Here is a 13,438-nt window from a genome sequence, read left to right as displayed (position 1 = left end):
CAATACCAAAACGACAAGTTCAGTTTCGCAGTATTCATTGTGAAGAACATCTTGTCTGGTCTGATGGCGCTTCATGATAAGGGCTATATTCATAGAGATCTTGATCCGAGCAATATCATGATTACACATGATAAAAAGGTGAAGATCATCGACTTCGGAATAGCCAAGCAGCTTAATTCATTGAATACACAAGACCAACAGCTTACAAGTACAGGCCAATTCGTAGGGAAGGCTGCCTATGCAGCCCCAGAATTGGTACTTGGAGATGTGCGCAGCCAAGATAAGTCGACAGATATCTACGCTGTGGGTATTATGCTTTATCAGTTTATCGTAGGCAGTTTGCCCTTTGAAGGCACTATGGCAGAAATTATCAAGAAGCAGATTAATGAAAAGTTGCCCTTAAAGAATGTGCCATATAAGGCTGTCCGCCGCATTATTGAAAAAGCCACTGCAAAGAAACAGCAGGACAGATACCAATCGGCATCAGAGATGCGTGTCGATCTTGAGCACCTCTCCAAACAAGATGCACAGCCTTCAACCACATCATTTGACTCATTCCCTGATATTGGTAGCTCAAAGAAAAGAATCGGCATAATTGTAGCTTCAGTAGTTGGGCTCCTTGCTCTCATCGGAGGATTTTTCTTATCAGTAGACAGTGGACCTTCTGAAGAAGAGCTTGCTAAGGCTCGTAAAGACAGCCTATTCCAAGTACGTAATGGGCAGGTCATTGACTCTCCAGAAACAAACATTATTATAGACCCTGAATCTGGAGCAAAAATGACACCAATTAATATGTTGGCTGACAAAGCATTGAAGGCACTTGAAGACAGTGCTAGCATGGAATCGGGGCTTATGCAATTACGAGAAATTATTGACAAATATAGTAGCTATAAGCACTCAGCCCCTGTGCTGGCTTTAATGGCTGCCATTACACAACCAGAAGACGCGACTATCGCCCCTGAACGTGTAAAAATGCTAAGACGGTTGACGGCAGATAAAGTTCAACGTAACGCCAGACGTGCTCACGAGTTGGCAGAGATGGCTGTTAATGCTGATCCCCAATGTTATCAGGCGCTCTTCGAACTTGCCACAGACTACGTGGCAGGAGAGATACGTACAGGATCTCCTTCGACGCCTGCTCCTAACAAAGCTCTCAAGATGTATAAGGATGGTCTGGCTTATGCCCAGAACAATAATGACAATGACTACATATCATTATTTAATACGCGCATAGAACAAGTTTCTCAACTATTGCAATAGAACTGTATGGCGGGAAAGGTTACGCAAAAAGGTGATACCATATACCTGAACATCGGACAGAGATGGTTTAAGTATAACGAAAGATCGTTATTGGGTTCAGGTGCAATGGGTACAGTTTATAAGGGATATGACTGTAACTCTGGTGAACCTGTGGCTATAAAACGCGTAATGGATCGCTATGCGAACAACCCTGAAATACGTTACAGAGCTCATCAAGAGGCTGACCTGATGTTCCGTCATCCAAATCTGGTGGAGATGCTCGGATGCTGTGAAATAGCCCCTGACAGGGGACCCATCTTTATTGTAAGTAACTATGTCAATGGAGAGAATATAGACCAATTCATAAACACTCACGTACGAGCTCTCCCAAATGTGGAGAAAAGAATTTGCGAACTATTTCTCCCTGTGCTAGACGCCTTGTCATACATTCATCAGAAGGGTATCATTCACATGGACATCAAACCCTCGAACATTATGATGGAACAGGGTAAAAATGTCAGGCTTATGGACTTAGGCATAGCTAATATTAGTGACACTGTGAATACAGCGACCTCTGGCATGATGGGCACTCCGAAATACGCTGCTCCAGAACAGTTCTCCGATTCTGAGAAGGGGCCCCAATTGACTGCCGCTACAGACATTTACGAGGCAGGGGTCACACTCTATGAACTGATAACTATGCACAATCCCTTTAGCGCATCTTCAGTAATGGAGGCAAGAGAGCTGCATCGCGAATTGATACTTGAGAAAAAACCGATGATGTCGGAAGCTGTATATCAAGTTATACGCAAGGCAACTGCTATTTATCCCTCAGATAGATTTCAGAATGCAGGTCAGATGAAAATGGCGCTAAAGGAAGCATTAGCTGCACCTGAGCCTTCATCCAACACACTGTTATATTGGATTATAGGGCTCCTTGGAGCTTTAGCTATCATATTATTGATATTATTTCTCCTATAGAAAATGAAACCAATTAATACATCATTGCCGATAACAGGTTTCTGGGACTCCAGACAGGGAGGAAGAGACGAGAATCAGGATCAATGTGCCGTCGTTGACACACCACTCGGATTTCTTGCTCTTGTATGTGACGGAATGGGCGGAGGACCTTCCGGCAGCTTTGCGTCTGACACGGCAGTAAGGAAGATATACGAATACCTCAATGCCCCCCACGAGGACATGAATCGGAAGAAGGTCTTAAAAGAAGCCATAGAGTATGCCCATCAATCTATATTAAGTTTGGGTGATGAGAATCCAAGGTTAAGAGGTATGGGAACAACTGTAGTTGCTATGCTCATTAATGACTATTCAGCCATTATCGCTCATGTCGGAGACAGTCGAGCATATCAATTCCGTTACGGACATAAAATCTTCCGTACTTCCGACCACTCAATGGTCGCTGAAATGGTTCGTAATGGAGTCCTTACTGAAGAGCAGGCTAGATTATCATCTCAATCGAACATTATTACCAAAGCTCTGGGTGGTAATTTGAAGGATTTGGCTGAGGTAAGTGAACATGCTTACGAGGCAGGAGATAAGTTCCTTCTGTGTTCTGATGGTATATGGGGAATGGTACCTGAGAAAGAACTTATAAGTCTCACAGCAAAGCCGTCAGTTCTATCAAAGGCCGTTGCCAATACAGTAGATACCATTGAAGGTATAGGCAGGGAAAGCGGAAATACGCATGATAATATGACCATCGTCATGCTTGAAATGAAAAAAGACTCTAAACTAAAAGTAAAAATGAGCAAGAAGACTATCAGATTATTAGCTATCATGGCAGTCGTTTGTCTGCTAAGTATTGTTGCAAATATAATATTAGCAAAAAAATTATCGGCTCCAAATATGGCTGAGCAGAAGGTTGAAGTTCTCACAAAAGAATTGTCTGCCAAAAAAAAGCAGATAGAAGACCTTCAGACAGAAGTGAACAAGTTGAACACAGAAGTAGCAAAGTCAAAACGAGAAACTGCTGACGCACAACTTGAAGTCGCAGTGGAAAAGAACAAAGCCGCAGAACGCGCTCAGGCTGAAGCAGAGGAAAAGGTCAAGGAAGCGACAAAAGCTTCAGAGAAAGCCAAAGCTGCCGCCCAGCAGGCACAGAAAACTGCTAATGAGATTGCTGCTCTTCGAAAAAAAATTTTGGATGATTTAAATACAGCTAAAAATACGAAAAAGAAAGATGCGCGAAAAGTTATCATAAAAAGAATGGTATCGAACCTAAGCCTTCTTTCAGCCAAAGATACGAAGAACAAAACAGTATATGAAGATATAAAAGATAAGCTGAGTGCTCCTATATCAACGAGCAATTCTCCCAATGCAATAGGACATTATGATATACTTATAAAAAGATTAAATGCAATTAAATAAATATAATAACATCTGCTTATGAAGACTATAACGATTGGACGAGGCGACGGTGCCAATATCATCATCGACAACGAGTTGATCAGTCGTCGTCATGCTATTCTAAAGATTTCCACATTTGGAAAGATGGAAATTGTTGATATGGGAAGAAACGGTACGTATGTCAACGGCATAAAACTACGTCCAAATGTTCCTTTCCCTGTTACACGAAAAGATGTTGTTAAATTTGCCGATCAGGATAGCCCATTTAAACTCGATTGGTCGCTGGTACCAGATAATTCCAGATTCATCAAAATCGCTTTATCTACAATTATTGGCCTACTGGCAGTAATCCTTTTAGTTTTACTTATAAGAAGCTGTATCAGCGATGAGGATAACTCTGCAGCCCCCACTTTTATTGAGGAAACATCTGCTCAGTCGCCTTCTGCGAACTCCTCAGAAGCGCCAGCCATCGATTCTGATAAGAAGTCTGGCGTTGCAGAAGAAAGCCGTGAAAAGGAAGCAAAAGAAAAAACAAGAGAACAAAAAGAAGGCCAGAAGGATATAAACGGAAAGACCGTTCAGCAACTCTTCCCCGCTCCCCCTGCAAAGAAAGATGCAAACTCGAAGAAAAAAGGGAACGGAGCAGCTGAACCGTCAAAGGTTAAAACAAAGGAAGATGATAATAATAAAATAAGCAATAAAACAGTGATAATGTAAAACAATAAAACATATATATTATGAAACTAATCAGAATTGGTAATTCGCAATCTTGCGACCTAAAATTGGACAGTGATTATGTAAGTTCCTTGCACGCAGAAATGACTATTTTAGACGATGGTCAAATTATACTGGAGGACAAGAACAGCAGAAACGGCACAACAGTTGGTAATAAAAAACTGGAACCAGGAAAAGAGGTTACCGTACAACGAGGTGACATGATTACTTTTGCAGACACTCCATTAGTATGGGCCCGAATCCCGGCTGCAGAAAAACTTACAAACTACAAAGCAGTATTTAATATCGGCTCGAATTATCGTAACGATATTATAATAAACAGCCAGACAGTCAGCCGTTATCATGCATCAGTACGAATAGGCAAGGATGGAAAGATGTACATCCGTGATAATGGAAGTAGAAATGGTACAATGATTAATGGTGTAAAAATAGCTCCCAACAAGGATGAACGCATCAAAAGAGGTGATAATATTGTTTGCGGTGCAGAAGATGTCACAGATCAAGTACTACCTCTGTTCCCCAAAAATGGTTTGAAAAAGATCCTTGCCTCTGCAATTGGTGTGTTGGCGGCGGCATTGGTAATATTTGGAGTTTATTTACTATGGTCAAAAGATGGCAAAAAAGACATTGACCCAACAGTTTATCGTCCTGCGGTAGTTTACGTAAGGACTATTTTCCATCCCATCGTTACTTTTGACGACAACCCGATGTCTGACTCTTGGGATGGTGAGGTTCAGTTTAACGATATGCAGTTGCAGTCACAAGCAACAGCATTTTTCCTTGACTCTCTTGGGCGCATGGGAACAAACCGTCATGTGGCAATGCCATGGGAGGAATTAACAAAAGACCAGGAGGAACAGATACGTGATTTCATCGAAGATAACCTTCCCAAAGGAAGGAGTATCGAATCTATAAATGCATTTCTTCAGAATTCTATTTTCGCATCAACTGTCTTGAAACATGCTATGGCAAGATCTGGTAATAATCAAGATCGTTTTGTAAATAATGTCCTGAACATTACATCTAGAATTTCTAAGTCAAAGTATACAATCTCTGGTAAAATTGACCATATCACAGTGGGATATCCAGGTAATTACTATACTCATACAGATGAATTCCAGCGTTGCAACGTGTTGTCTGTATCAAAAGATAAGGATATCGATCTTGCAATTCTTCAGCTCAACAACAAAACTACTCCAAAGGATATTAAGAATTTGTTTAGCCCAGAAAATTTCTCAACAGAACAATTAGAGCCTCTTAAAGATCAGCTTTACACAATAGGCTATCCTGCAGGTCTGATTTGGGCTCAAGACAGTAAAACCAAGTCTCTTGAGCCAAACATTCGCGAAACGAAATGTAGCAAGCAGCCTGGCAGATTTGATTTTGAAATCCAAGCAAGCTCTGTTGGAGGTAGCAGTGGTTCGCCTATTTTCAACAAAAAAGGACAAGTAGTAGGAATTCTCTATGGTGGTTATTCTGTTGTCGGCGGTTCAACAAAGGCTGTGCATTCAAAATACCTAAAGCAGTTGTACAATGAATATGTAAATGATGTAGTTCAATTGCAATAAACATGTCAAAGAAGTTATTATTATTTATCATAGTGTCTAGTCTGTGCTTACCCTTGATTGGGTATGCACAGACTGTATGTTGGTTGTTAAAACCAATATATCAAAGCATTACTCCTTTCGGAGAATCATACTATAAGGTGAACACTTATAGTACTATGGCCGTATTTGACACCAATGGAAATAAAATTATTGAAGCAGATTCGATTACTTATATTACTAATGGATATGCCCTCGCCCTTACCAACACAAATGGAAAATTTCTGCTAAAAGCCATTATTGACAAGTCCGGAAATGTGAAAGACATCTCCAATGATTATTATATTGATAACTATCATTTCTTTTCAGAAGACATGCTAGGTGTAAGCAATGACAAAGGGAAAAGTGGATACATTAATCCTGATGGAGAACTTGTGATCCCCTTTTTATACGTATCAGCTCATCCCTTCCGTGAAGGGCTGGCGTCCGTTTTTAAGCCCAAGAAAGGGCTCAAAGGATTAATTAACAAAAAAACTTCAGTAGGCTCTGCCACTTATGTTAATCATAAAGGAGAAGAATTAAATATCCGTAACGGAAAAAATTATCCCATTTTTACATCCTCTTTCAAAAATGGCAAAGGCTTAGTACAGATGGAAGACGGCTCTTCATTCTATGTTGATCCTAAGGGAAATCGTATAGAAGATGGACCTAATAATAAAGTATTGGGGGTAGATGAATATTTTTCATATTCTGAAGAAAACAAAAAACAGGAAGTGAATCTTCCATTTATTCCTTCATATAATGCTGCGTATTCTATATATACAGAAGGTTCAGTAAAAGGATATATGGCAAATGGGGTTATGATGGTTCCAAGTCAATTTCAGGAAGCCTATGGATTTGCTTCCGGTTTTGCTATTGTTAAGAAAGATGGCAAGTATGGAATTATCAAGCAACTTGGTGGGAATATTTCTGTTAAGGTCAGTGAAAAAGGAGGAAAGATTAGTGTACAAAGTGTTATTCCTGCCGACTGGGCTAATAGTCCTGCTAAATTTTTTTATATCACCAATGGAACAGATCGTCTAAGTTTTGCTATGACGGGACAAAAAAGTCAGAGGACTGTAGAAGGGGTTGTTCCTGTTAGTAATAATGGAGAGAAGGCATACGAATTAGACCTTGATGGCTTGATTGTTTGGAGACAGACAAATGCAAACGTGCAAGATCTGGATGATGCAAAATCATCTAGAGTTATTTCGGTCAGCACCCCTGGTAAAGTCACTGCTAATTCAAAAGGAGAATGCGTTGTTAACGTACGAGTAACAAATCGAAGTGGATCAGCACAGACCATTTCAATTAGCTTGAGTACAGGAGGAAACAAATCTGTTAAATTGGGGCCTGGAAAAACTGCCGCCGTTTCAATAACCACAAAGATTGTAAAAGAAACCAAGTGCGTAATCTCTGCAAAAAGTGCAGCTGGTAACGCTTTTAGTGTTACACATCTTAAACCATCATTTGTATTGTAATCATCATAATATGTTCTATATGAAACAGCTTTTTTTATTCACCTTATTATTAGTAGCGATTGGAGAGAATTCTTTTGCTACCAACACCAAAGACAAACTCTATACATTAGACAACAAAATGTATACAGGTTACATATCAACTCAAATACCAGGTGAGCAAATTATTTTTATAAGCGATGGGCAGGCTATCCCTTTCTCTATTTCAGATTTGCTGATGATTAGATATGAGGCTAACAACCCAGAACTGCTTACAGGCTTAAATGACGTCATTAGAACCCGTTCAGGAAATATCTATCAGGGGCAGATTGTCGAACAAGTATTCGGGAAGACTATTAAAATAGAGACTTCTGATGGTTTAAGAAATATTGATATCTCTGATATTTTGGAACAGCAAAAGGTGAGGATGTCAAAAGACTATTCTTATATGGAGCAGGCTCCATATAAGAATATTGTTAAAACACAAACAGGTGATGAATATGTGGGTGTCATCATTTCCCAATATTATGGCAGGGATGAAGCCCCAAGCTATTTGGAAATCAGATCAGAAGATGGTATAAGTAAACGAATATACATCAGAGATATTGAGCAAATTCGTCGCATCCCAAATGAGACTTATCGTGAAGTCGAAGCTTTTAGTGTCAAAGATGGTAAGGTATATTTTAATCAAGTAGAAATAGAACCTGTATGTTTAGCTATAAAAAAGAAAGGCAAACGTATCATATCCTACCTTGAAAATAAAGACATTGCTAATCATACAGTTATAGACAGCAGAACAGGCCAACTTTCAATTCAAATGAAAGAAGATTCTGATTATTCAAGATACAAGTTGATTAAAATTAAACTTATGAAAATTGGCAAGAAGGAGTATTATGCATACGATAATGATCTGGTTTCCAGAAATAATATTGAACCTTATACATCAACTAGAGATAAAAAGAAGATTTTAACTAAGGTTTATAATGTTAGAAAGGGAATGTATCTTTTTTATAGACAAGGATCAAATTCTGCCTTTTTCATGGAAATTAAGTAATAAAAAACAATTAGACAAGGAAGATTCTATTAGTGATATTGCTTTTACGTAAGCATTCAATAAACCACAGGTTGTAATACCTCTATACCATAACAATAGCAGCTACAATCACATTGGACTGTAGCTGCTATTATATTTTGTGGTACCTATATGTTGTACCTATATCATGTCGTCTTAGTCATGACAGATTCTGGATGTGTAAGCTTCCACTTATGTGGTAGCAGTTGTAATAGTTCCTCATATGATGCTTACATTGATTTGGCAAGGCGTAACATCAGAGACGCTTACGAAGGTACTGTCAACAAGGCCAAGGCCATCAAGAGGGGAATGTACAACAGGGCGAATGCAGATGTCCTCAGAGCCAAGATGATATATGCAGGCTTAAAATGGGACTGGAATCACCACCCAAATTGACGCAGAACCGTTAAATTACACAGGTGCGCCATCACTTGCGAAACTATAGTCAATTGAGTTTTTCTATCTCTTTTTTCATCCATTCAAAACGTTTATTAACCCAATCCTTAAGAAATTGGACTTCATTATTATAGCTACCCCATATATCATTATTAGGCCACGAATACTTATAAAGTGTATGCCATATATTATCATTCTCTGCTACAGAACTCCTAAGATAGAGGGCATCTTCTCCAATGTTATTCAGGATCATATCCTTATTATTGTAGAAATAAAAAAATCTTTCTGTTAACCTTTTAATGAAGGCAGGATCTTCGTGCAGTCTAGAAAACCATGAAGCCTGCTTGACCCAAAATCCTTCGCAAAGAAAATTGTCATTATAATTAATATTTCCAAACCCAAAGTCGAAATCCCAAACAGGCCCCATTTTTATTTTTTCTCCTCGTTTTAAATTCATAAAACAACTTGCATAGAAAATCGCATCATTATTACGTGCCAATTCATTAATAAGATACCAATCGACAAAAGAATCCATATCCATGTATTTCTGCCAACCTCGTTCTGGGTCAGTGAAATCACTTGAAAAAAGAGCCTTGTCTGCAGCATTTATAAATTGCTTTGCATATGTAAACAATTCGTCATTATACTCCACTTCTGGATCTTTTAAATTGACAGGATTAGTAATATGGTCGACATAGAAGTACCTTGTCCCTTCCTCTTCTGTTGCTCTTTTGTCTATTTCTAGAAGACACCCATCGTCTCCTACTGCTACACGATGATTAGACACCTTAATTTTTTCGCACAATTGATAAGTCCCAAGATAATTTCCATTGAGAATGAGTTCTACAAAATGATCTGATGGAGTCCAATCCAAATTGCTTATTCTACTAAAAGAAAAAGCAAGTCGATTACGCAACATGGACTTATCAGCATAATTGGCTAACAAAACCCATGACTTATCTTTATGCTCACCCAGCAAGGATATTTTCTCATCAAATTTCAAACGATATGTTTTTTTGGGGAACCCCCATGTAGTATTTCCACGCCCCTTAATCATCAAATTACCCTCTACAACCTCATTACTACTTCTCGTCGAAACATCTTCTGTCAGCTTCATTCGTGCTACGACATATTCATCTCTTGAAGTAATCCCTACACTATCCTGAGTAGTTATTTCCATAACAGGCAGACCTGTTCTAGAATGTACATATACAACATACGTTTTATTACCCTTAGAAGTAATAACTGATAGTGTTACAGGTTCTGAAAAATCAATGAGAGAGGAACCACTTTTAATCTCTATAGAATCCATCACTAACAATGTACCACTAAAAGTGAAATGTGGTATTAGCTTTTTACTGCTATTTATCTCTGGTAACCAACAATCTATCTTACCTGAGCTACGAATCTCAGATGTCACACTTTTCTTCAAGCTAGGATTATCCTCTACAAGAAATGATAAAGTGAGAATTTCTGGATTTTCAACAACATTTTTCATTTCTCTTTCCAAACTATCGAGTTTTTGTTTTAGAAGTTCTCCCTTGTATTTATTCTCCTCCAACTGTCTCTTTTGATTATCTATTTTCTGACGCTCGGCATCATTTTGCTTTTTTAATTCTTCAACTCGAGATGTATATTCTGAAATATCCTCAGAACATGCTATAGTAAAGAGAATAGATAACAGAATATATAATAAACATTGATATTTTTTCATCTTCCCTACTTATTAAGTTCATTGTTCAACCAATTCATTCGACTCTTGAACCATTCAATGAGCAAGTTAACTTCACTTTGGTATTGATAATAAATGCAATAATCAGAATCTGCCTCAAACACTTCCCATCTCTTACTGTTTTCAACAGCAGAAAACCTCAAGTATTGTACATTCGCCTCAATCTCATTAATAACATCATCTTTCTTTTCATAATAAAAGTTCATACGTTTCTTAACTTCTGACTCAAAAAACGGATCTTGAAGAAGACGATTAAACCACTTTGTTTTATTGACCACAAGGCCTTGTACACTATTATTATTCGCTCCAAAAGACATATCAAACCTCGTAAGTGGCCCCATTTCCAATTTACCATCACTAATGCTCGCAAAACAATCAAATGATGAGGAACCATCACCATTCTTTAGGATCTCATTGATAACATACCAATCAGCAAATGATTCCATATCAAGATATTTCTGCCATCCAGTATCCGTATCGGTAAAATTAGAACTAAACAATGCTTTCTCTACCTCATTTACAAATGATGAAATATTTGAAGAATTCTCATCTTCACCTTCAATCATCATTGTTAAACCATCGGTTTTTATTTCAAACCGGCGACGGCCTATTTCTGTTCTATCTCCTAATAGATATGTTCCACAAAACCTACCATTTAGCATTAATTCTACATAATGATATTTAATGGAACGGGAAAAGCGACTTAATAATCCTAAGTACAATCCTGTCTGGCAGCGAAGCATAGATTTATCTCTATCCATAGCTGATAATGCCCAGTCATCACTAGAAGGCTCATTAAGCATAGATAAAGACCTACTTAACTTAATAATATAGGAATTTTTGCCTGTATGAGAAGCACCGTCATACTTAGAAATAAAACTTACTGCATTACCCTCACGTTTAATCTTTATCTTATCTTCTACAACATCGCCTGAACTTCTTGTAGCCACATCTTCAACTAACCTGAAACTAGCATTCATATAATCATCATTATTAGTAAATCCTTCTCTATCAGTTGTTTCAATCCACAAAACTGGCAGCCCAGTAAATGAATGTACATATACATTATATACCTTGGATTCAAATCTGGAAGAGACCACTACTTTTACTGGTTTACTAAAATCACATACAGAAAGTCTGCTTATACAATTTGTTCCATTTATTGTTATGGACGATCCTTTATAATCAAATCGAGGTATTAGTTTCTTATTAGGCATGAGATAAGGAATCCAGCATTCCACAATACTATCTCCAATAATTTTGCACTTTTCATCAGAAACCAATTGATTAGGATTATCTTCCATGAGGAATTCCATAGATCTCAATATGGCGGTACCAAGTTGATGCTCGGCACTATCTATCTTGGCTTCATCCTCTTGGTTTTTTTTATCCTGTTCAGCATTTTCTTTTTCAAGTTTTTCACGTTCTTGTTGTAATTTTTGCGCATTTCGCTCCAATTCCTCAATTTCTTTTTTTACATCATCAAGTTCAGAACTACAGCTAAACAATCCAAGCAACACAATGATGAATAATAAATACCTCATAGAATATATATATATGATTATTTAAGTTTGTTTTTTACCATTTTCTATTGGAGCCTGAAGGTGACTGGTACGGTATATTTTACTCGTACAGGAGACCCATTTTGCCTTTCAGGAATCCAGTGCGGCATGGACTTAACCACACGCTGTGCCTCCTTGTCGAGAACAAGGCCTATTATTATGGCTAGTATCTTTGGAAAGATAGAATGCTTGTTGTTCTTAGGAGTTTCAATCAATACTTCTCCTTTTTCTATAGAAGAATATGGTGTACCACATTTAGGACAGAATTTCTGATTTTCTTTTTGTTCTGTACCACACTTTTTACAATACATAGGCATTATTATAATTATTCATTATTTAATTCGATAAAGATATATTATTTAAATAAAGCATTGACTCTTTAAAAGCGCTTAAAATTTATAATTCTGCAAAAATAGTAATTTTTATCTATATTTCAAGCAATTATCCCCCTTTTTTTTGATAATCTCTAAAATAATGTTAATTTGTCGCATATTGGAAATAATGAAATCATTTGATTATGAGTAAGCAAAATACCATTTGAAAGTTTGGAAATAACAAATTGTGGACATTGGTGAAATCTTACGAACGCGCTAAGATTAATTATCATTATTCTGTATGTACCTTTAAGGTATGGCAGAATATAGCACCTATATCAGCAGTTTAGATGAACTAATGAGTGTTAATTATTCTTGGAATTAATAAAAAATTAAGTACCTAAATAAAAATACATTCGTATATATAGATAAAAATGACTATATTTGCATTATTAAAGAAATGCAGATGAGAAATTGTAGAACTATTTTTATAATCCTTCTAATTTTTTGGCCTTTGTTGCTGATGTCACAAGGCCAAGATTTTTGGATTAAAGACTTCCACCAAAACATGACTGATCTATCGGCCATAAGTTCCAACGTGAAAGACTTGAATGGCAAACCTACCGCTCTGATACGCTTTGTGGTAAGAGACTCTAAGTTTGAATTCAGTGCCAATCTAGGTATCGTAAAACAAGAAAGTAAAACTGGCGAGGTATGGCTATATGTACCAGTTGGTACTAAGCGCCTTACAATCAGCCATCCTTATCTAGGCTTATTACGTGGTTTCGAAATTCCAACCTCTGTCGAAGGCAAGTGTACCTACGATGCAGAGATTGTGATAACCAACAATGCTTATTTGGATGCCTTGCTAGATCAGGCAATAACATCATCATCCTCTTCTGAAATAAATGCAGAAGAAACAGATGAACTGGAATCTGACTCCATGCTATATCAGGGTCAGGCATTAACATCATCGGCTTC

General features: G+C 37.6%; 9 protein-coding genes and 3 pseudogenes. 8 read left to right on the top strand and 4 right to left on the bottom strand.

Annotated features, from left to right (window positions below; all coding sequences use genetic code 11):
* From BMY16_RS15150 to BMY16_RS15120, 7 genes are all read left to right on the top strand, one after another.
* A partial coding sequence (locus tag BMY16_RS15150) for a serine/threonine protein kinase (RefSeq protein WP_091844184.1) occupies positions 1–1,260 on the top strand: 1,260 nt, incomplete at its 5' end.
* A 6-nt stretch (positions 1,261–1,266) separates the two neighbouring features.
* Positions 1,267–2,220 (top strand): serine/threonine protein kinase, encoded by a 954-nt coding sequence (locus tag BMY16_RS15145; protein ID WP_091844182.1) that lies wholly within the window; start codon positions 1,267–1,269, stop codon positions 2,218–2,220.
* A gap of 3 nt (positions 2,221–2,223) precedes the next feature.
* On the top strand, positions 2,224–3,627 hold the full coding sequence (locus tag BMY16_RS15140; RefSeq protein ID WP_091844181.1) for a PP2C family protein-serine/threonine phosphatase: 1,404 nt from the start codon (positions 2,224–2,226) through the stop codon (positions 3,625–3,627).
* An 18-nt stretch (positions 3,628–3,645) separates the two neighbouring features.
* Positions 3,646–4,323, top strand: a complete 678-nt coding sequence (locus BMY16_RS15135) for an FHA domain-containing protein (RefSeq protein WP_091844179.1) — start codon at positions 3,646–3,648, stop codon at positions 4,321–4,323.
* A 20-nt stretch (positions 4,324–4,343) separates the two neighbouring features.
* Complete coding sequence (locus BMY16_RS15130) at positions 4,344–5,909, top strand: FHA domain-containing protein (protein ID WP_091844177.1); 1,566 nt, start codon at positions 4,344–4,346, stop codon at positions 5,907–5,909.
* A gap of 155 nt (positions 5,910–6,064) precedes the next feature.
* Positions 6,065–7,405: a WG repeat-containing protein gene (locus BMY16_RS15125; RefSeq protein WP_170836143.1), complete on the top strand. Its 1,341-nt coding sequence runs from the start codon at positions 6,065–6,067 to the stop codon at positions 7,403–7,405.
* A 19-nt stretch (positions 7,406–7,424) separates the two neighbouring features.
* On the top strand, positions 7,425–8,435 hold the full coding sequence (locus BMY16_RS15120; protein ID WP_139207259.1) for a hypothetical protein: 1,011 nt from the start codon (positions 7,425–7,427) through the stop codon (positions 8,433–8,435).
* A 463-nt stretch (positions 8,436–8,898) separates the two neighbouring features.
* Here the strand turns inward: BMY16_RS15120 and BMY16_RS15115 are convergent, their stop codons facing one another.
* The 4 genes and pseudogenes from BMY16_RS15115 to BMY16_RS16065 form a co-directional block, all read right to left on the bottom strand.
* Entirely contained in the window at positions 8,899–10,563 is a 1,665-nt protein-coding gene (locus tag BMY16_RS15115; RefSeq protein WP_091844171.1) for a CotH kinase family protein, read from the bottom strand.
* 5 nt (positions 10,564–10,568) lie between these two features.
* Positions 10,569–12,125, bottom strand: a complete 1,557-nt coding sequence (locus BMY16_RS15110) for a CotH kinase family protein (RefSeq protein WP_091844169.1) — start codon at positions 12,123–12,125, stop codon at positions 10,569–10,571.
* A 44-nt stretch (positions 12,126–12,169) separates the two neighbouring features.
* A pseudogene (locus tag BMY16_RS15890) lies at positions 12,170–12,289 on the bottom strand (energy transducer TonB); the annotation flags it as partial.
* A gap of 102 nt (positions 12,290–12,391) precedes the next feature.
* Positions 12,392–12,454 (bottom strand): annotated as a pseudogene (locus BMY16_RS16065) (zinc-ribbon domain-containing protein); the annotation flags it as partial.
* Positions 12,455–12,923: 469 nt separating this feature from the next.
* On the opposite strand from BMY16_RS16065, the pseudogene BMY16_RS15100 reads away from it, so the two are divergent.
* Positions 12,924–13,438 (top strand): annotated as a pseudogene (locus BMY16_RS15100) (hypothetical protein); the annotation flags it as partial.

Origin of the sequence: Prevotella sp. ne3005, from assembly GCF_900110085.1 — a bacterium.
In the GTDB taxonomy this organism is placed as follows: Bacteria; Bacteroidota; Bacteroidia; order Bacteroidales; family Bacteroidaceae; genus Prevotella.
Note: the sequence above shows the minus strand (reverse complement) of the source record. Positions and strands in the feature narration are given on the sequence as shown.

Bases quoted from the DNA above. Each gene is read 5' to 3' on its own strand.
- BMY16_RS15140 (WP_091844181.1), top strand. From the start codon at position 2,224: ATGAAACCAATTAATACATCATTGCCGATAACAGGTTTCTGGGACTCC.
- BMY16_RS15125 (WP_170836143.1), top strand. From the start codon at position 6,065: ATGGCCGTATTTGACACCAATGGAAATAAAATTATTGAAGCAGATTCG.
- BMY16_RS15120 (WP_139207259.1), top strand. From the start codon at position 7,425: ATGAAACAGCTTTTTTTATTCACCTTATTATTAGTAGCGATTGGAGAG.
- BMY16_RS15145 (WP_091844182.1), top strand. From the start codon at position 1,267: ATGGCGGGAAAGGTTACGCAAAAAGGTGATACCATATACCTGAACATC.
- BMY16_RS15110 (WP_091844169.1), bottom strand. From the start codon at position 12,125: ATGAGGTATTTATTATTCATCATTGTGTTGCTTGGATTGTTTAGCTGT.
- BMY16_RS15130 (WP_091844177.1), top strand. From the start codon at position 4,344: ATGAAACTAATCAGAATTGGTAATTCGCAATCTTGCGACCTAAAATTG.
- BMY16_RS15115 (WP_091844171.1), bottom strand. From the start codon at position 10,563: ATGAAAAAATATCAATGTTTATTATATATTCTGTTATCTATTCTCTTT.
- BMY16_RS15135 (WP_091844179.1), top strand. From the start codon at position 3,646: ATGAAGACTATAACGATTGGACGAGGCGACGGTGCCAATATCATCATC.